Annotated in this window: 17 protein-coding genes; 11 read left to right on the forward strand and 6 right to left on the reverse strand. The window is 35.1% G+C overall.

Going from position 1 to position 20,124, the window contains the following annotated elements; genetic code table 11:
* Window positions 1–88: 88 nt before the first annotated feature.
* Window positions 89–805 carry a L,D-transpeptidase family protein gene (locus ACNQGH_RS15905; protein ID WP_417957015.1) on the forward strand — a complete coding sequence of 239 codons (717 nt, stop codon included), beginning with the start codon at window positions 89–91 and terminating at the stop codon, window positions 803–805.
* Window positions 806–949: 144 nt separating this feature from the next.
* Here ACNQGH_RS15905 and prfB read toward each other — a convergent pair.
* Window positions 950–2,048 (reverse strand): peptide chain release factor 2 gene (prfB, locus tag ACNQGH_RS15910; RefSeq protein ID WP_417957016.1). Its coding sequence is split into 2 segments (ribosomal slippage): window positions 950–1,984 and window positions 1,986–2,048, totalling 1,098 coding nucleotides; the frame shifts between segments, so codons are not numbered across the junction.
* Between the two features lie 151 nt (window positions 2,049–2,199).
* Between prfB and ACNQGH_RS15915 the strand changes: the two genes are divergently transcribed.
* Entirely contained in the window at window positions 2,200–3,222 is a 1,023-nt protein-coding gene (locus ACNQGH_RS15915) for a threonine aldolase family protein (RefSeq protein WP_417957017.1), read from the forward strand.
* A gap of 84 nt (window positions 3,223–3,306) precedes the next feature.
* On the opposite strand, the gene ACNQGH_RS15920 is transcribed toward ACNQGH_RS15915, so the two are convergent.
* Window positions 3,307–3,627 (reverse strand): YbaB/EbfC family nucleoid-associated protein, encoded by a 321-nt coding sequence (locus ACNQGH_RS15920; protein WP_417957018.1) that lies wholly within the window; start codon window positions 3,625–3,627, stop codon window positions 3,307–3,309.
* 140 nt (window positions 3,628–3,767) lie between these two features.
* Here ACNQGH_RS15920 and ACNQGH_RS15925 point away from each other — a divergent pair, with 140 nt between their 5' ends.
* Together ACNQGH_RS15925 and ACNQGH_RS15930 are read left to right on the forward strand one after the other, a co-directional pair.
* Window positions 3,768–5,828, forward strand: coding sequence for a S9 family peptidase (locus ACNQGH_RS15925; protein ID WP_417957019.1), 2,061 nt, complete (start codon window positions 3,768–3,770; stop codon window positions 5,826–5,828).
* A 71-nt stretch (window positions 5,829–5,899) separates the two neighbouring features.
* Complete coding sequence (locus tag ACNQGH_RS15930; RefSeq protein ID WP_417957020.1) at window positions 5,900–6,940, forward strand: cysteate synthase; 1,041 nt, start codon at window positions 5,900–5,902, stop codon at window positions 6,938–6,940.
* Between the two features lie 182 nt (window positions 6,941–7,122).
* Here ACNQGH_RS15930 and ACNQGH_RS15935 read toward each other — a convergent pair whose 3' ends face one another.
* From ACNQGH_RS15935 to gcvT, 3 genes are all read right to left on the reverse strand, one after another.
* Window positions 7,123–7,833, reverse strand: coding sequence for a YebC/PmpR family DNA-binding transcriptional regulator (locus ACNQGH_RS15935; RefSeq protein ID WP_417957021.1), 711 nt, complete (start codon window positions 7,831–7,833; stop codon window positions 7,123–7,125).
* A gap of 101 nt (window positions 7,834–7,934) precedes the next feature.
* Window positions 7,935–9,965 carry a carboxy terminal-processing peptidase gene (locus ACNQGH_RS15940; RefSeq protein ID WP_417957022.1) on the reverse strand — a complete coding sequence of 677 codons (2,031 nt, stop codon included), beginning with the start codon at window positions 9,963–9,965 and terminating at the stop codon, window positions 7,935–7,937.
* 6 nt (window positions 9,966–9,971) lie between these two features.
* Window positions 9,972–11,054 carry a glycine cleavage system aminomethyltransferase GcvT gene (gcvT, locus tag ACNQGH_RS15945; RefSeq protein ID WP_417957023.1) on the reverse strand — a complete coding sequence of 361 codons (1,083 nt, stop codon included), beginning with the start codon at window positions 11,052–11,054 and terminating at the stop codon, window positions 9,972–9,974.
* Between the two features lie 263 nt (window positions 11,055–11,317).
* On the opposite strand from gcvT, the gene ACNQGH_RS15950 reads away from it, so the two are divergent.
* Together ACNQGH_RS15950 and priA are read left to right on the forward strand one after the other, a co-directional pair.
* Window positions 11,318–11,752: a DUF2147 domain-containing protein gene (locus ACNQGH_RS15950; protein WP_417957024.1), complete on the forward strand. Its 435-nt coding sequence runs from the start codon at window positions 11,318–11,320 to the stop codon at window positions 11,750–11,752.
* A gap of 57 nt (window positions 11,753–11,809) precedes the next feature.
* The gene (gene priA, locus ACNQGH_RS15955) at window positions 11,810–14,260 is read left to right on the forward strand and encodes a replication restart helicase PriA (protein WP_417957025.1); all 2,451 of its coding nucleotides are present in this window, start codon (window positions 11,810–11,812) and stop codon (window positions 14,258–14,260) included.
* 10 nt (window positions 14,261–14,270) lie between these two features.
* Here priA and ACNQGH_RS15960 read toward each other — a convergent pair whose 3' ends face one another.
* Entirely contained in the window at window positions 14,271–14,966 is a 696-nt protein-coding gene (locus tag ACNQGH_RS15960; RefSeq protein ID WP_417957026.1) for a LytR/AlgR family response regulator transcription factor, read from the reverse strand.
* 167 nt (window positions 14,967–15,133) lie between these two features.
* On the opposite strand from ACNQGH_RS15960, the gene rpsF reads away from it, so the two are divergent.
* The 5 genes from rpsF (at window position 15,134) to ACNQGH_RS15985 (ending at window position 20,065) form a co-directional block, all read left to right on the forward strand.
* A complete protein-coding gene (gene rpsF / locus ACNQGH_RS15965; protein ID WP_035671622.1) occupies window positions 15,134–15,475 on the forward strand; it encodes a 30S ribosomal protein S6 in 342 nt (113 codons plus the stop codon).
* 2 nt (window positions 15,476–15,477) lie between these two features.
* Window positions 15,478–15,774 (forward strand): 30S ribosomal protein S18, encoded by a 297-nt coding sequence (gene rpsR, locus ACNQGH_RS15970; protein ID WP_007138295.1) that lies wholly within the window; start codon window positions 15,478–15,480, stop codon window positions 15,772–15,774.
* Window positions 15,775–15,789: 15 nt separating this feature from the next.
* Window positions 15,790–16,230 (forward strand): 50S ribosomal protein L9, encoded by a 441-nt coding sequence (gene rplI / locus ACNQGH_RS15975; protein ID WP_143386543.1) that lies wholly within the window; start codon window positions 15,790–15,792, stop codon window positions 16,228–16,230.
* A 96-nt stretch (window positions 16,231–16,326) separates the two neighbouring features.
* Window positions 16,327–19,482 (forward strand): TonB-dependent receptor, encoded by a 3,156-nt coding sequence (locus ACNQGH_RS15980; protein ID WP_417957027.1) that lies wholly within the window; start codon window positions 16,327–16,329, stop codon window positions 19,480–19,482.
* Window positions 19,483–19,591: 109 nt separating this feature from the next.
* On the forward strand, window positions 19,592–20,065 hold the full coding sequence (locus ACNQGH_RS15985; RefSeq protein ID WP_417957028.1) for a DUF6495 family protein: 474 nt from the start codon (window positions 19,592–19,594) through the stop codon (window positions 20,063–20,065).
* Window positions 20,066–20,124: the final 59 nt, after the last annotated feature.

Raw genomic sequence — 20,124 nt, forward strand, 5'->3', positions numbered from 1 at the left:
TTTGCTATGTTTGCAGGTGAAAATATAATCGAATTTATAATGCCGGTGTGGTCTTATTACCGGCTGTTGCATACTATACCTCAATAAAATGAAACTTTTAAACCGATTTTTATTTTTACCTGCAGTACTGTTTTTTTGTCATGATCTGCAGGCTCAAACAAATACTGATGTGATTGAAAATGCAGTATTGATTGCAGCTCATAATAAAAGTAAATTAGAAAATAGCGGACAGTTGCTGGTGGTGTATAATGATCAGCCGGAAAATTATAACGCTTTTTTCGTAGCCTTAGAGAAAAAAGATAAGAAGTGGGTTGTAAAACAGGATCCGATAGCCGTTGGGATAGGTAAGAATGGTTTTGCCACGCCAGGGAATAAAAGGGAAGGCGATGGGAAATCCCCGACAGGAATATTTCGTTTGGGAAAATTATATGCGTATGAAAAACAACGAAACACACTATTGGAAAACCAACAAACCACTGCGGATGATAAATGGATTGACGATCCCAATTCAGAGGACTACAATACCCATGTAAAAGGCCCTACTAATGCAAAGTCGTATGAAAATCTATTATTAAATACCGATGCCTACAAGTATTGTTTGGTTATAGAATACAATACAAACCCAATTATAAAAGGAAAAGGGAGCGCAATATTTTTTCATTTGGCTGTCAAAAAATCTTCTTTTACCGCTGGTTGCGTCGCTATTAATGAGGAAATTATGAAGAGAATGGTAAATTGGTTGGATCCTAAACGAAACCCAACGATTATAATGGGTAATTTAAATGTTTTGAAAAACGGTTTGTAAATAGTCCTATTGCAAACGAATAAAAAAAGTTGTTAGAATTAAAAAAAAAATCCTCTCAAACATTTCGATAAACGAAAGTAGAGAAGATTTTTTATCATTTGTTTTCACTTGAAAGTATCCCATAAGAACAGGGCAAGGAAAGATTTATTCTTCTTCCTTCTGTCCCATCATCATTAAATAGGCTTTCAGGAATTCATCAATTTCTCCATTCATAACGCCGTCGACATTACTGGTCTCATAACCGGTACGAACATCTTTGACTAACTTGTAGGGCTGCATCACATAATTCCTGATTTGGGAACCCCATTCTATTTTCATTTTTCCGGCTTCGATATCAGCGCGTTGTGCCTGTTTCTTTTTTAACTCAATTTCATACAATTGAGATCGTAACATTTGCATGGCACGTTGTCTGTTATCTTGTTGTGACCGTGTTTCAGAACATTGTATTTGGATTCCCGTTGGTTTATGAAACAATTGTACTTTGGTTTCCACTTTATTTACATTTTGGCCTCCTGCACCACTGGATCGCGAGGTTGTAATTTCAATATCGGCAGGATTAATATCAATTTCGATACTGTCATCTACAAGCGGATACACATAAACGGAAGCAAATGAAGTGTGCCGCTTGGCATTACTGTCAAAAGGGGATATCCGAACCAATCGGTGTACGCCGTTTTCTCCTTTTAAATAGCCAAAAGAATAATCGCCTTCAAATTCGAGTGTTACGGTTTTAATACCCGCAGATTCTCCTTTTTGGAAATTCAGTTCTTTTATTTTATAACCGTATTTTTCGCCCCACATCATATACATACGCATCAGCATTTCCGCCCAATCGCAACTTTCAGTTCCGCCGGCACCAGCGGTTATTTGTACAACAGCACTCAAAGTATCTCCTTCGTCCGAAAGCATGTTTTTGAATTCTATGGCTTCAATATGAGCTTGGGTTACGGCGTATTGCTCGTCTAATTCTTCAGCAGTAAGTTCTCCCTCTTTATAAAAATCATAGGCCAGTTGCAACTCGTCAGTCATTTCGACTGCTTTGTTGTAATCTTCAATCCACTTTTTTTTATTTCTAAGATTTTTTACAATGATTTCAGCTTCTTTTGCATTGTTCCAAAAATCGGGAGCAAAAGTTTTCTCTTCTTCGTTTGAAATTTCAATTAGTTTGGCATCAACGTCAAAGATACCTCCTCAACGCACCAAGGCGCTCTACAATACCCTTTATTTGTTCGGTAGTTGTCATAAATTATAATAATTAAATAGGTCTGTTTTCAAATATTTATAAAAAATGCCGTTATATCATTCATTTAGTTTAGTTTTAACTGAACTAGTTTGAATTAACAAACGGTATTATGTAATTTTGTGACACAAAAATAAGATATAGTTTTTAGAATATGGAAATAAATTTAGTTAGCGATACGATAACCAAACCTTCTCGCGAAATGTTAGTGCATATGTTGAATGCCAAAGTAGGAGATGACGTATACAAACAAGACCCGACTGTTATTGAACTGGAAGCTAAAGTTGCCGAAATGTTCGGGATGGAAGCAGGGCTTTTTTTTCCATCAGGCACTATGGCAAACCAAACGGCGATAAAATTGCATACACAACCGGGCGAGCAATTAATTGCTGATAAATATGCGCATATATATCATTACGAAGGTGGTGGTGTTTCATTTAACAGCGGTGTTTCCTGTTGTTTACTAGACGGAAACCGCGGAATGATAACTGCTGAACAAGTCGCCGGTGCGATTAATGATCCGGAGTTTTATCACAGTCCTTTAACGAGTTTGGTTTGTGTGGAAAATACAACCAATAAAGGGGGTGGTGCCTGTTATGAATTGGAAGATTTACAAAAAATAAAGCAGGTTTGCGATGCTAATAATTTGAAATTTCATATGGATGGCGCCCGAATCTGGAATGCGTTGGTCGCTAAAAAACACGATCCAAAGGCATTTGGGAAATTATTCGATACTATTTCTGTCTGTTTGTCTAAAGGATTGGGGGCACCAATTGGTTCGGTTTTACTGGCTGATAAAGCTACCATTCACAGGGCGTTGCGAATCCGAAAAATATTAGGTGGCGGAATGCGTCAGGTAGGCTATTTGGCGGGAGCCGGAATTTACGCTCTCGATAATAATATTGAGCGTCTTGCCGACGACCATAGGAGAGCTAAAGAAATTGCCGAAGTATTAAAAAAGGTAAGTTGGGTAGCTTCGGTTGAACCGGTCGAGACTAATATCTTGATTTTTTCATTAGTACCGAATTGCATTGAAAAGAATTTAATTGAATTATTAAAACAAAAAAATATTTCAATCAGTTCTATGGGCAATGGAAAGTTGAGAATAGTAACACACCTTGATTATCGTGAAGTGATGCATACCTATGTTATGGAAACACTGCAAAAATTAGTATAGTGGTTTAAAGGATTTGTTTCAAGAGGGGACGGTTTAAAGTTTTGAGCACTGTCAAAAACGTTAAACCGTACACTTGAAATTTTTTTATTTAAAAAGATTGTCCATTCCTGGAATCATTGGCATGTCCATTTTTGCCACAGCATCAAGTTCCGCTTCATTTACCCTGGTTGCATTTTCAATCGCTTTATTTATAGTCAGAATCAAATAATCTTCTAATTGCTCTTTATCTTCCAATAAAGAATCATCAATTGTGACTGATTTTATTTTTCTATTGGCTGTCAAAGTAACTTTTAATAGACCATCAGTGCTTTGCTCATCTATAAGGACAGTGTCTAAACGTTTTTTAGTGTCTTCTATTTTTTGTTGGGTTTCTTTTAGTTTTCCCATCATTCCCATTAAATCCATTTTGATAAATTTTAATTATGAATTACGAAATTACTACATTCGGTCTAATAAGCATGTTAAATTAGATAGAAAATTGAATCGTTTTAAAATGTCTTTGTGTTATTTTTGTAGCTTCACTTATTAAAATAAACGCGCAAACAATGCCAGAAAATATACAACCGCCAGTTGCTAAAAGGATTCCAAAAACTTTAGAGAACTTAGGGGATACAAGAATTGATGATTATTTTTGGTTGAACGACAGAGAAAATCCGGAAGTTATTGATTATCTGAATAAAGAGAATGAGTATTATCATAAAATGACGGACCATACCAAAGATTTTCAAAAGGAATTGTTTGAAGAAATGAAGGGTAGAATTAAGGAAGATGATGAGTCTGTTCCCTATTTATATAATGGGTATTACTACATAACCCGTTTTGAAACCGGAAAAAATTACCCTATTTATTCCCGAAAAAAGGAAAGTCTTTCGTCAAAAGAAGAAATCATGTTTGATTGTAATGAATTGGCTAAAGGTCAGCCCTATTTCCAATTAGGAGGTCTGAGCATAAGTCCGGATAATAAATTAGCTGTTTTTAGTACGGATACTGTCGGAAGAAGAATATATACCATTCAGGTTAAGAGTTTGGAAACCAACGAAATTTTAGAAGATACAATAGAAAAAGTTACCGGAACTGCTGTTTGGGCAAATGACAATCATACCATTTTTTATTCTTCGCAAGACGAAGTTACCTTGCGATCCGACAAGATCTTTAAACATAAATTAGGATCAAAACAAGCGGATGATGTATTGGTGTATTTTGAAAAAGACGATACTTATAATGTCGAAATCGCAAAATCCAAATCTAAAAAATACCTTGCAATTGAGTCTGGAAGTACACTGACAACAGAATATAGAATCTTAAATGCTGACACTCCGGATGGGAAATTTGAAATTTTTCAAAAAAGAATAAGAGGCGTTGAATACAGCATCAATCATTATAAAGACAGTTTTTATATTTTAACAAATAAAGACAAAGCGGAAAATTTCAAATTGATGAAAACGCCAGAAACAGCCACATCGCAAGAAAATTGGACCGAAGTTATTGCACATAGAGAAGATGTTTTATTGGAAGATATCGAAATTTTTGCGAATTATCTAGTGGTTGAAGAACGGTCGAATGGTTTGAATAAAATCCGAATTATGCCTTGGGGCGGAGCAGGGGAATATTATTTGCCTTTTGAAAACGAGACCTATACAGCCTATACGACAGCCAATGTAGATTTTGAAACGGAAATTTTACGTTATGGCTACCAATCTATGACAACTCCCTCTTCGGTTATTGATTTTAATATGCGAACCAAGGAAAAAGAGGTAAAAAAAGAGCAACAGGTTCTTGGCGGGAAATTCGATAAAAATAATTATAAAGAAGAACGTGTTTGGGCAACTGCCGAAGATGGAACCAAAATTCCAATTTCGATGGTCTACAGAAAAGAATTGAAAAAAGACGGAAATAATCCCTTGTTGCAATATGCCTACGGTTCTTATGGACATTCTATGGATGCCACGTTCTCTTCTACACGATTAACATTACTGGATAGAGGATTTGTATTTGCGATAGCACACATTCGTGGTGGTGAAGATTTAGGAAGGCAATGGTATGAAGACGGAAAGTTGTTAAAAAAGAAAAATACATTTACTGATTTTATCGATTGTTCTAAATTTCTGATTGATCAAAAATACACTTCACCCGAACATTTATATGCCGAAGGTGGTTCTGCCGGAGGTTTATTAATGGGAGTTGTGGTGAATTTAGCCCCTCAATTGTATCATGGAGTAGTAGTGCAGGTTCCTTTTGTGGATGTAATTACTACGATGCTTGATGACAGCATACCTCTTACGACCGGAGAATATGATGAATGGGGGAATCCAAATAAAAAGAAATATTACCAATACATGTTGTCCTATTCTCCTTACGATAATATCAAGAAACAAAATTATCCCAATATGTATGTGTCTACAGGTCTTCATGATTCACAGGTACAATATTGGGAACCAGCGAAGTGGGTTGCGAAATTGCGAACAATGAAAACGGATGCGAATGTTTTATATCTTGATACTAATATGGATGCTGGTCACGGAGGAGCGTCCGGGAGGTTTGAAGCTATAAAGGAATTAGCAAAAGAATTTAGTTTTTTATTAGATTTAGAGAAAATTAAAAAGTAATTAGAATTTTTTTGTTAAATTTGCATCGTTCGTGGTTGAATTAAAAATTACCTGCGACTAACTATTTTTTTATGAAAGAAGAAATAAACGCTTATAATAATGTTTTAGAATTAATAGGTAACACCCCACTTATTAAGCTAAATAAAGTCACCGAAGAGTTAGAAGGTAATTTCTATGCAAAGGTAGAAGCTTTTAATCCGGGACATTCTTCTAAAGATAGAATCGCATTATACATAATCGAAGAAGCTGAAAAAAGAGGGATTTTATCTCCTGGGGATACTATTATCGAAACTACATCAGGGAATACTGGTTTTAGTTTGGCGATGGTAAGTATCATAAAGGGGTATAACTGTATTCTTGCAGTAAGTTCTAAATCATCTAAAGATAAAATAGACATGCTACGCAGTTTGGGAGCGAAAGTTTATGTTTGTCCGGCACATGTCTCCGCTGATGATGAGCGTTCATACTATAATGTAGCGAAACGCTTGCATGAAGAAACGAAGGGTTCTGTATACATCAATCAATATTTCAATCAATTGAATATTGATGCACATTATAAATCTACCGGTCCTGAAATTTGGAAACAGACCAATGGTAAAATCACTCACCTTATTGCTTGTAGCGGAACAGGAGGAACGATTTCCGGAACAGCAAAATACCTAAAAGAACAAAATCCCAATATTAGAATTCTTGGAGTTGATGCTTTCGGTTCAGTATTAAAAAAATACCACGAAACCCGAGAATTCGATAACGATGAAATCTATCCTTATAGAATTGAAGGTTTAGGTAAAAACTTAATTCCATCTGCAACTGATTTTGATCTTATTGATAAGTTCATGAAAGTTACTGACGAAGAAAGTGCGCATGCTGCCAGGGAAATCACCAGAAAAGAAGGTTTATTTGTAGGATATACCTCCGGAGCGGTAATGCAGGCCATAAAACAATATGCTGATGAGGGTGAATTTGATGAAAACAGTAATGTAATTGCCATTTTTCCGGATCATGGTTCTCGTTATATGAGTAAAGTATTCAGCGATGACTGGATGAATGAACAAGGATTCTTTGATAGTATCAACGAAGAAGAAGCTCAAAAAATTGAATTTATAAAATAGAATATACTGTTTTAACTATAAAAAAAACTCCATCAACTGAAAGCTGATGGAGTTTGTGTTTTATGGGGCATTTCGTTTCCTGGTCAGCAGGAAGGACGGTGCGGAGATTATAAAAACAAAAAACTCCGGAGCGATCCGGAGTTTGCAACTGCTCATAAGACAGCATTGTGATAGGCTTACATTTATTCTTCCATCGTGTGATATACGTTCATCACGTCATCATCTTCTTCCAGTTTTTCAATTAGTTTTTCTACATCAGCCATTTCAGCTTCAGACAGTTTTTTAGTTATTTGAGGAATTCTTTCAAATCCGGAAGAAAGAATTTCCAATTCTCTGTTTTCTAATTCTTTTTGAATGGTCCCAAAACTTCCAAAAGGCGCATAAATTAAAATACCGTCTTCGTCTTCAAAAACTTCTTCAGCACCAAAATCGATTAATTCTAATTCCAATTCTTCAGGGTCAATTCCGTTTGCCGGAATCCTAAAATTACAAGTATGATCAAACATAAATTCAACCGAACCTTGTGTTCCCAGTGTGCCGTTACATTTGTTAAAATAACTTCTGACATTGGCAACAGTTCTGTTGTTATTGTCGGTAGCTGTTTCAATCAGAATTGCAATTCCATGGGGTGCATATCCTTCAAATAAAACTTCTTTATAATTCGCAGTGTCTTTATCTGTTGCTTTTTTGATGGCGCGTTCTACATTTTCTTTCGGCATATTGACTGCCTTGGAATTCTGAATAACAGCTCTTAATCTTGAGTTGGCATCAGGATTTGGTCCGCCTTCCTTTACAGCCATTACAATATCTTTACCAATTCTGGTAAATGCTTTGGCCATTGCTGACCAACGTTTCATTTTTCTTCCTTTTCTGAACTCGAACGCTCTTCCCATTGCTAGTTTATTATTTTGAACTGCAAAAATACAGTTATTAGTTATTTTACCAAAATCAAATCAAATTCTTTTGACGAATTAAATAAATTAGTGGTATTGTTTTATTTTAAGGTATTATAATCTTCAATTATTGTAATGGCTTCATTCAAATAATGATTCTTTTTTAGTGCATCCAATTGGAATTGATTGTTATTTTTTTCTGATGGATGAACGGCGAGAAGGAGTGTATTTAAATTTGAATTGTACACATTCAGATTAATGCTTGCGGAATCAAAAGTATTGATCTTTTCCCATAAGGCACTGACTTCATTTTGCTCTTCAAAAACCGTTTCAATGGTCAATGGTATTGCTTTTTTGGGTTGGTTTACCAAATCATCGATTCTTTTATTGATCGTGTTAATTGCATTAAAATAAGAGTCGTTACGAATTCGCAGTTGGCTCTTTTGTTCTATTTTTTGTATCAAATTATTTTTCACGTACGGTTTGAATTTAATAAAAGTTTCAATGCTGTCATTTTTGAAAGCCGTGGGGAAGTCCTGCTCTTTTTGAAAAATTGTTTCATAGATTTCCGGCATTTGTACGTTTGGAAAAACGCCCACACTTTGATGGCTCTTTCCTGTAATTCTGTAAAATCTATTGATACTTACTTTAACAAAATTCTCATTGTCATTTTCTTCTAAGGGAACTATGGTTTGCATGGTTGCTTTACCTAAAGTAGTGCTTCCGATCAATAACGCGCGGTGATAGTCCTGAAGAACCGATGCGAAAAACTCGCTTGCTGATGCCGAATTACCATTTATCAGAAGTACAATTGGATCTTTGTAAAGCATTCCTTTAAAGGGATCGTCAATGGTGGTTTGTACTTTTTTATTGTCAATTACTATGGATATTGGACCCTCGTCAATAAATATGCCAGCTAATTTTATGGCTTCTTCCATCGATCCGCCCCCATTATCCACCAGGTCGATAACTAATCCCTTGATGTTGTCTTTTTGTAATTTGATTATTTCTTTGGCAACATCCTGAGCACAGCCTTTGCCGCTGTTGCCTTCTATATCAGCATAAAAACTAGGGATTTTTATATACCCTATTTTGATGTCTTTCTCCACAATAAAACTGTAGACGGTATTTTCTTCGTCTTTTATGACCTGCTTTTCTACAAGTACTTCAAAGCTTTTTCCGGAATTGCGTCGCAGTGTTAATACAATGTTTTTGTTGGCGTCTGAGAGAATCATATTCGAAATGGACTCCAATGAAGCACAGGAAACCAATAAAGTCTCCTTTAGGTTTGAAATCGAAACAATCTGATCTCCTTTTTTTATTTTTCCGGTTAGAAATGCAGGACCATTGGGGTCTAATTCACCTACAATAATTTCGCTTTTTTCATTTAAGCTGACATTCAGTCCCAATGATAAATGCTCTTTTGATAATGAAGCTACAAAATTTGACTTGGAGTCATCGCTAAAATAGGCAGTGTGTGGGTCGAAGTAACTGCAAAAATGGTTGTAAAGGCTTTCTTCCAGGTTCGATTCATTTTCTAAAATGCTATTTATTCTGCAAAGTTCATTTTGTATAACTGTATTTTTAGAATGCAGTGCCAGGGCATTAAAATTGGTTTTAATAGAATCCAGATTTTTACTTACCTGAGCCATATCATCGAGAATTTCATATCGAATTTTTTTTCTCCAGACTTTCTCCACCTGATTGTCCAGCAAATAGATTGGGTATGCTTTTTTATAAAACCGAATCGTGTCTTTTCCTTCGTAATCGATGGTTTCTTTATCAATTCTTTCTAAAAGGTGCTTATTTCTTAAAAGATCTTTTTTGTACACTGAAACAATATCGCTTAGAAAACCACACGCTTTATCTTTGATCAGGTTGTCGATATTCAGGCGGTATTTTTGAGATAAGGTATCGTATTCTGATTTTAGGAAAATATTTCTGGAAGGATCAAGTTCGTCAATAAAACGATCAAAAACAAAAACCGATAAACTGTCGTCTACCGGTTTTGGATTAATATGTTCACGCTGAATTAACGCATTTATTTTAGAAAGTATTTCACAAGTTTTGACATCATTTTGACCAAATAATGAAAATGCAGTCAAGAATAATACAAGTGAAATTGTTTTCATTTATTTTTATTTCTTGTAAAAAGGCAGTTTTACCACTTTGGCGGGAACGTCATTTTTACGGATTCTGATAAATATGTCATTGTCTAAAGCGCTGTTTTGGGTTGTAACGTAACCTAAACCGATTCCTTTATTCATTGATGGGGACATGGTTCCGGAAGTTACGATTCCTATTGGATTTCCTGAAGTATCAACGATTTCATAATCATGTCTTGGAACGGCACGTTCCTGCATTTCAAAAGCCACTAACTTTTTAGAAACTCCCGCTTCTTTTTGTTTTCTCAGATTTTCTGAATTGGTAAATTCCTTTGTGAATTTAGTGATCCAGCCCAAACCAGCTTCAAGTGGAGAAGTGCTATCGTTGATGTCATTTCCGTATAAACAAAATCCCATTTCCAGTCGTAAGGTGTCACGAGCGGCAAGACCGATCGGTTTAATCCCAAAAGGGGCACCAGCTTCAAAAACGGTATTCCAAATTTGTTCCACTTCTGAATTTTTGCAATAAATCTCAAATCCTCCAGATCCAGTATAGCCTGTCGCTGAGATTATTACGTTATCAATTCCTGCAAAATCGCCCACTTCAAAATGATAATAAGGAATAGCAGCCAAATCTAACGAAGACAACGACTGCATGGCTTCGACAGCTTTAGGACCCTGAATCGCCAATAATGAATAATCATCAGACAAATTGCTCATTGCTACACCCAAATCGTTATGTGCAGCAATCCAGTCCCAGTCTTTATCAATATTCGAAGCATTTACCACTAATAAATACTGTTCTTCTTTCATTTTGTAAACGATCAGATCATCTACGATTCCGCCGTCATTGTTTGGTAAACAAGAATATTGTGCTCTTCCAATTGTTAAAGTGGAGGCATCATTAGAAGTTACTTTTTGTATTAAAGCCAACGCATTTGGTCCGGTAAGCAAAAATTCACCCATGTGAGAAACATCAAAAACACCCACGGCATTTCTAACGGTTTCATGTTCTGCATTCACACCTTCATATAAAATAGGCATATTGTATCCGGCAAACGGAAGCATTTTTGCTCCCAAACTCTCGTGTATGTGCGTAAGCGCAGTGTTTTTCATTGTTATGTTGTATAGGATTTCAAGTGGCTAATTTATTGATTTTATTTCGGGTGACAAAAATGTAAAGCGGCAAAGTTTAAAGTTTCAAACGATTTCGTAATAACGGACGAAACATTTCTTTTATAAATAATTTTCGGGATTCGATCCCATGAAGTTAGGAAGCTATTTCTTGTTATTCATTACAATCTTTTCCTTTTTAATGTTTAATTTTACAATTAATTTATTTGTGGTCTTTAACTTGCGAGAGCAAAAAAACAAACAGCATGAAAAAAAGTAAATTGGTTTTTATAACATTGTTTTTTGTTGCCATTGTCTATGGCCAAAATCAAACTGTTGTTGGTAAATGGAAAACTATTGACGATGAAACGGGAAAAGCCAAATCAATAGTGCAGATCTATGAGAAATACGGAAAAATTTATGGCAAAGTGATTGAAATTTTTGAAGAAGAACATAGAAATAAAGTTTGTACTAATTGTTCCGGTGAGGATAAAAACAAACCTATTCTTGGGATGATTGTAATTAAAGGATTGAAAAAAGACGGAGACGTGTATACTAAGGGTAAAATCTTAGATCCTAAAAACGGGAAACTTTATAAATGTTTTATTACTTTAGAATCAAATGACAAACTTAAAGTTCGTGGTTTTATTGGAATATCATTGTTTGGACGAACACAATATTGGTACAGGGTGAAAAATTAATTCAACTGCAATGAATGCGATGCCCGTCCAAATAATAACAATATCTAAAATCTAAAAATGCATTTCGTCGAAGTAATTTTACCACTTTCTCTTGCCAAAACCTTTACCTATAGCGTTTCTGAAGCCGAATTTTATTATATAAAGAAAGGAATGCGCGTGGCCGTACCTTTTGGTAAAAGTAAAATTTATACGGCACTGGTCATAGCAATCCATCAAAATAAACCCACTTTATACGACGCTAAGGAAATTCACCAGATTCTGGATGAAAAACCTATAGTTACTGAAATTCAAATTGCACATTGGCAGTGGATTGCTTCCTATTATATGTGTGCTATTGGGGATGTGTATCGTGGCGCCATGCCAAGTGCACTTTTGCTGGAAAGCGAAACCATAATTTCTCAAAAGCAGGATTTGTTTGTGGACGAAAGTCTGCTTTCTGATGATGAATATCTGGTTTATCAAGCTTTTCAACAGCAAAGTTCCCTTAAAGTTCAAGATATTATAGCTATCTTAAACAAAAAAAATATCTTTCCCGTTATTCAAAAATTGATTAGCAAAAATATAATAGTGCTTGAGGAAGCGATTTCAGAAAGTTATAAGCCAAAGTTGGTTCGCTATGTGCGTTTGCATTCGAAATACGATTCGAACGCAGGTTTGAGTGAATTGTTGGAAACCTTGAAAAATGCCAACAAACAAAAGGAAATAGTCTTGTGTTATTTTCAATTGAGCGCTGTCGAAAAGAAACCAATACCCGTAAAAAAATTGGTTGAAGCGGCTCAGTCCTCTTCTGCAATTATAAAGGCATTAATCGAGAAAGAAATATTTGAGGATTATTTTTTGCAGGAAGACCGAGTGAATTTCAATGGGAAGCTAAATGAAAAGCAACTTCAGTTAAGTCAGGCACAACAAAATGCTTTTGAAGAAATTAAAGCGTCTTTTACTGAAAAAGAAGTCTGCTTGTTGCATGGCGTAACTTCCAGCGGAAAAACCGAGATTTATATTAAACTCATTGAAGAATATCTGGAAACAGGAAAACAAGTATTGTATTTATTGCCTGAAATTGCTTTGACAACGCAATTAGTGGGAAGATTGAGAACTTATTTTGGAAATAAAGTAGCTGTTTTTCATTCAAAATATAACAACAATGAACGGATCGAAGTCTGGAATCAGGTTTTGGTAAATTCAGAGAAAGCGCAAGTAGTAATAGGAGCGAGGTCAGCTTTGTTTTTACCTTTTCATAATCTGGGATTCATAATTGTCGATGAGGAACACGAACAAACTTTCAAGCAGGCGGATCCCGCACCGCGTTATCATGCGCGTGATGCTGCAGTAATTTTGGCTCATTTGCATCAGGCAAAAGTATTATTGGGTTCGGCAACGCCAAGCATTGAAACTTATTTTAATGCAACATCGGAAAAATATGGTTTAGTGTCAATTTCGAAACGATTTGGAAACGTAATGATGCCAAATATTGAATTGGTGGATTTGAAAGACAAATACTTTCGTAAGAAAATGACAGGACATTTTAGTGATGTTTTAATTGAAGAAATCAATGCCGCTTTATCATTGGGTGAACAGGTGATTTTGTTTCAAAATAGAAGGGGTTTTTCTCCAATAGTGGAATGTATTACTTGTGGCAATGTGCCGCAATGCCAGCAATGTGATGTGAGTTTGACGTATCACAAACATAAAAACCAGTTGCGTTGTCATTATTGCGGGTATACTATGGCGAAACCTACGCATTGTCATGCGTGTTTCAGTGTTGATTTGACTACCAAAGGGTTTGGAACGGAGCAGATTGAACAGGAACTGATTTCTATTTTCTCAAATTCAAAAACGGGAAGGATGGATCAGGATACTACGCGTGGAAAATTTGGTTTTGAGAAAATTATCGATAGTTTTAAAAATAGGGAAATTGATATTTTAGTCGGAACGCAAATGCTTGCCAAAGGATTGGATTTTGACAACGTAAGTTTAGTGGGAATCATGAATGCTGACAACATGTTGTATCATCCTGATTTTAGGGCATTCGAAAGAAGTTTTCAAATGATGACTCAGGTGGCGGGTCGTGCAGGGCGCTGTGAGAAACAGGGAAAGGTAATTATTCAAACGTATAATCCCAATCATAATACGATACAGCAGGTTACCAATAATGACTATCTGGGAATGTATAAGGAGCAATTGTATGACAGGCAGATTTATAAATATCCGCCTTATTTCAGAATTATAAAACTGACCATGAAGCAGCGCGATTTCGATAAATTAAAGGAAGGGGCAATGTGGCTGTATCAGGTACTAAGTCAGAATCTTACTATGCCGGTATTGGGTCCTGAGGAGCCGGGTATAAATAGGATTAGAAATGAATACATACGAACGATTATCATTAAGATTCCACAAAATACCTCTCTGGTGAGCACAAAAAAAACTATTCAAAAGATATTGAATAGTTTTGAGGCAGTCGCTCAGTACAGAGCTATAAAAGTTACGCTAAATGTCGATTTTTATTAAAAGTAATTTTTTATGCAAATGATAGGGCTTTAACTAAATCTTCTTTTTTATTTCTGCTCAATGGTATTTTTGTGATTCCAATTTCAGCAAACTTGCTGTTGAAACGTTCTACTTTGTCTATATTTATGATATAGGACTTGTGAACTCTGATGAATTTTTCTTTGGATAAATCATTTTCAAATGATTTCATTGTAGAAAGGACTAAGTTACTGTCTTCTTCCGTAACAACCCTAACGTAATCACCAAAGGCTTCAATCCATTTAATTTTGGAAGTGAAAATTTTTAATTTTTTAAGATTGCTCTTAATAAAAATGTGCTCACCTTCTTCTTCTTTATTTTCTTTTTTAAGCAAATATAGGTCGATCGCTCTTCTTACCGATGCATTGAAACGATCAATGGCAATTGGCTTTTGAAGATAGTCAGTCGCATCATAATCAAATGCTTTCATGGCATATTCTGCTTTAGAAGTAATGAAGATAATTTGTGGCTTTATTTTTAAACCATCTAAAAAATCAAAACCGCTTATCACCGGCATTTCAATATCCAGAAATATTAAATCCACATTATGTACTGACATGCAACTCCTCGCTTCAATTGCATTGGAAAAATCACCAATTAGATGTAAATTTGGATGATTATTCACTAACTTTGCGATGATCATTCTTTGGATCGAACTGTCATCAACTACTACACAATTAAGTTTCATAATTTTTGTATTTTAAGATTTGGAATAGTAAATTTAATAATCATTTATTGAAAAAACTAATCTTTATCGGTTTTTTTTACCATACAACGAATAAAGTGAAATTATCATTGTTTGTTTAAAATAATTGATTACTTTTGCAGCCAAATTAACAAATAAATAAATTTTTTATGAATCATTATGAAACTGTTTTCATTTTAAATCCCGTTTTATCTGAAGTTCAGGTAAAGGAAACAGTAAGCAAATTTGAAGATTTTCTTACTAGTAGAGGAGCAGAGATGGTATCGAAAGAAGACTGGGGCCTTAAAAAAATGGCTTACGAAATTCAAAACAAAAAAAGTGGTTTTTACCATTTGTTCGAATTCAAAGTAGCAGGAGAAGTTCTTATTGCTTTTGAAACCGAATTTAGACGTGACGAAAGAGTAATGCGTTTTTTAACTGTAAGTTTAGACAAACACGCTATTTCTTGGGCTGAAAGAAGAAGAACTAAATTAAAATCTACAAAAGCTTAATCATGGCAACATTACAACAATCGGCTTCAGGAAAAAAAGACGGAGATATCAGATATCTTACGCCTTTGAACATAGAAACAAACAAAACTAAAAAGTACTGTCGTTTCAAAAAATCAGGTATCAAATATATTGATTATAAAGATGCTGATTTCTTATTGAAATTTGTAAACGAACAAGGGAAAATTCTTCCGCGTCGTTTAACAGGAACTTCATTGAAATACCAAAGAAAAGTGTCTGTTGCTGTAAAAAGAGCACGTCACTTAGCATTAATGCCATATGTGGCTGATTTACTAAAATAATAAAGAAGCGAAATTATGGAACTTATACTTAAAAAAGACGTACAAAATTTAGGCTTTAAAGATGATGTTGTATCTGTGAAAAATGGTTACGGTCGTAACTTTTTAATCCCACAAGGTCACGCCCATTTGGCAACTTCTTCTGCAAAGAAAGTGTTAGCTGAAAACCTAAAACAAAGAGCTCATAAAGAGGAAAAAGTGGTAAACGATGCTAAAGCATTGGCTGAAACTTTAAAAGCTATCGAAATTAAAATTTTCGCAAAAGCAGGTGGTGAAAAATTATTCGGTTCAATCACGAATATTGATATCGCTGAAGCATTAGCAAAAGGTGGTCAAGTAATTGACAGAAAATTTATTACTAGTGGAATCGTTAAACGTACAGGGAAATATGCTGCCAGCGTTAGATTACACAGAGATGTAGTTATTGAATTGCCTTATGAAATTGTTGCTGAAAAATAACATTTGGTTAATATTTTGTTAATAAAATTAAAAAATCACTCTTAGGAGTGATTTTTTTTTGGCTAATTTTGACCGAAATAACTAACATTCAAATAAATGAAAAAAATTATTACTGTATTGTTTTTTGTATTTGGTCTTCATATGATGGTGGGCCAGACTACAACATCTAGTATTAGGGGGGGCGTTAAAAGTGCGGGCAATGAGTTACTTCCCGGAGCAACTATACTTGCGGTGCATACTCCTTCAGGAACTAAATATTCTGCATTGTCAAATGCCGATGGAAGATTCAATATGCTGAATATGAGAATTGGAGGACCATACAAAATTGTAGTTTCGTTTATAGGATTCAAAAATCAGGAATTCGACGATGTGTATCTTGAATTAGGTAAAGCATTTGGGTTAGATGTTATTTTGGAAGATGAAAGCCAAAAGTTAGAAGAAGTAAAAGTTGTAGGCGCTAAAAATAAAATTTTTCAAAGCGGAAGAACTGGTGCTGAAACTACTATAGGCAGGAGAGAATTGGCAGTATTGCCATCAATCTCAAGATCAGCTGAGGATTTTACGCGTTTGGAGCCTTCTGCCAGCGGAGGATCTTTTGGAGGTAGAAATGACCAGTACAATAATTATTCATTGAATGGTGCTGTTTTTAATAATCCTTTTGGGTTAGATGCGGCAACTCCGGGCGGACAAACGGGTTCCCAACCAATATCACTGGATGCCATCGATCAGATTCAGGTTGCTACGGCTCCTTATGATGTGACTTTGTCCGGTTTTACAGGTGCTTCCGTAAATGCAGTGACAAAATCAGGTACAAATGAATTTCATGGGACCGCTTATAGTTTTTACAGAAACCAGGATTTAACGGGTAGTAAAGTGCATGGAGAGAAGATATTTGTTCCTTCTTTAGAGCAAACTCAGGCGGGTTTGAGTATTGGGGGGCCAATTATTAAAAACAAATTATTTTTCTTTGCTAATTATGAAATTGATAAAAGAAGCGATTTAGGTTCAAATGTTGTTGCTAATGATGGAAATGGTACCACAGGCGTGAATGAATCCAGAGTTTTAGCCACTGATCTGATGCACGTGTCTACTGAATTGGGAAAGTTAGGTTACGATACAGGAGCGTACCAGGGATTTACTCATAATTCAGATTCAAATAAAGGAATTATAAAATTTGACTGGAACATCAATGATAATCATAAATTGGCTTTTATTTATAATTTCCTGGATGCATCGAAAGACAAACCTGCACATCCTACAGCAATTCTTCGCAGAGGACCGGATGTCAATACTATGCAGTTTGAAAAGTCAGGGTATCAGATCAATAATCAGATTAACTCTTTCTTAGTGGAATTGAATTCTAAATTCAGCGAGGTAATTACCAATAAATTGCAGGCCGGTTATACGCATTTTAATGATTTTAGAAAACCTTTTTCTGCACCGGCACCGGTTATTAGCATTACTAAAGATGGTTCTCCTTATATAATTGCGGGACACGAGCCTTTTTCAATCAATAATAAATTGGATCAAAAAGTAATTCAGGTTACAGATAATTTAAATATTGTAAGAGGAAATCATACCTATACAGCAGGTTTTTCATTCGAAAAATTCATTTTCAAAAACTCATTCAATCTTAAGGGATATGGTTTTGATGTTTTTGGAAGTACAGATATGGCTGGTTTTGATGCTAATATTGCAAATGGATATTATGCTGATGCAATTGCGGCTGCTCAAGTGACATTTAATACAAAAAATGCACTTCGGGATGGAACGGACGGGGGCTGGAATTTAGCTGAAACTACTGTAGGTCAATTGGCATTTTATGTTCAGGATGAATGGAATATCAATGATAATTTCAAATTGATCTATGGATTAAGGGCAGATAAGCCATTGTATTTTAATACATCAAATTTAATTCAGAAATTTATTGATACCGATAATTCAGAAGGATATGTTCCGACGATCAATTATTATGATCCAAAAGACGGAAGCACCGTACATTTTGATTCTACAAAACTGCCTGGAAATGCATTATTATGGTCTCCAAGAGCAGGTTTCAATTGGGATGTAAATGGAAATAAAGTAACCCAATTGCGAGGTGGAACAGGTATTTTTACCGGAAAATTACCCTTCGTATGGATAGGCAATCAAGTTGGTGGTACGGATCCATTTTTCTATGAAGTTGTTAATCATGATTTTAAATTTCCTCAAGTTTGGAGAACCAGTTTAGGTATCGATCATAAGTTTGAAAATAATTATGTATTAACGGTAGACATGTCATACAATAAAGACATAAATGCTGTCCACGTTCAGGATTGGGGATTGAAAACACCAACAAGCCAATTGAATGGTGTTGATAGCAGACTCATTTATGGATCTAACGATTACGGTACCTGGAATGAATATGGTTTTCCTGCAAGAGCTCATGCTTACGTATTGACTAATTCAAAGAAAGGAAGCGCCTTTAACACTTCGGTTAAAGTGCAAAAAACATTTGACAATGGATTGTTTGCCAGTTTAGCCTATAACTATTTGAAATCTAAAGATGTGAATTCCATCGAAGCAGAAATTACAGGAGATGCTTTTAATTTTAACCCTGCTTTAGGGAATGTAAATAATGATGTCCTTTCTAATTCTAAATATGGTGATACGCATCGTTTTATTGGTGTAGCTTCAAAAAAATGGAAATATGGAAATGATAAATGGGCAACTACTGTTTCCACTTTTTTCGAATACGCTCAAGGCGGTCGTTTCAATTATACCTACGGGGGAGATATCAATAATGATGGGGCGTCTGGGAATGATTTAATTTATATCCCCACTACAGCTGAAATTAGTACTATGATTTTTTCTGGCGCAGGACAAGGCACAGCATTTGATAATTACATTAAACAAGATGATTATTTGAATGGAAGAAGAGGCCAGTATGCAGAACGCTATGGCGCTTTATCTCCCTGGAGAGGGAAATGGGATCTTAAATTAATGCAAGATTACAATTTTAAGATTTCTTCAGTTTCAGAAAAGAAAAATACCGTTCAATTCAGTGTTGATGTTTTGAATGTAGGAAATTTATTGAACTCAGATTGGGGATTAATCCAACAACCGATCAGTGTACAACCAATAGGTGTTAGTGTTAATGCTGCCAATATTCCTACCTATACGTTTAATGGAACACAAACCAGAACCTTCAGTTATGATGCTAGCTTAGCTTCAAGATGGCAAGCCCAATTTGGTATCAGATATATTTTCTAGAAAAGATAAAAAATTGATTAAATTTGCCCTCTCCGACGAGAGGGCTTTTTTAGTAGCTATCCAGTCCAAATCGGAATAAAATATCAAAAGTTAAAATCAAAATACACGAATGAAATACTCAAGATTAACAAAAGAACAATTTGAAGAATTAGTACCTGAATTTACTAATTTTTTAGCTACTCAGGCAATTGATAAAGCGGAGTGGGACAAAATTAAAATTGAAAAACCCGAAGTGGCGGAACAGGAACTGGATGTTTTTTCTGACTTGGTTTGGGAAGGTGTTTTGACAAAAGCAGAATATTTAGAACATTTTTCTAAAAATCATATTTTTCTTTTTCATTGTTTTGATACTTATGTTCAATCCATTGTTTTGAAATCGCTGGTTCCGGAGACTGATTTCCTGACCAAAGACGGATTGCAATGGCTTAGCGATAACATGTTTACCGATACCATTGAAATGAAAGTAGGGAAAAAAGAGTTTACTGATGAGCGAAACACCTCCGTTTTTGAACTAATACAGCAAGGTTCTTTTTTAAGTGATGGTCTTTTATACAAACAAATAAATACTATTATAGAGTCATAATTGTATTGCAGTTTCTTTTAATTTGGTTATTTTAGTACACTTTTTCAAAAACTAAAATA

It is taken from the genome of Flavobacterium kochi (genome assembly GCF_048286715.1).
In the GTDB taxonomy this organism is placed as follows: Bacteria; Bacteroidota; Bacteroidia; order Flavobacteriales; family Flavobacteriaceae; genus Flavobacterium.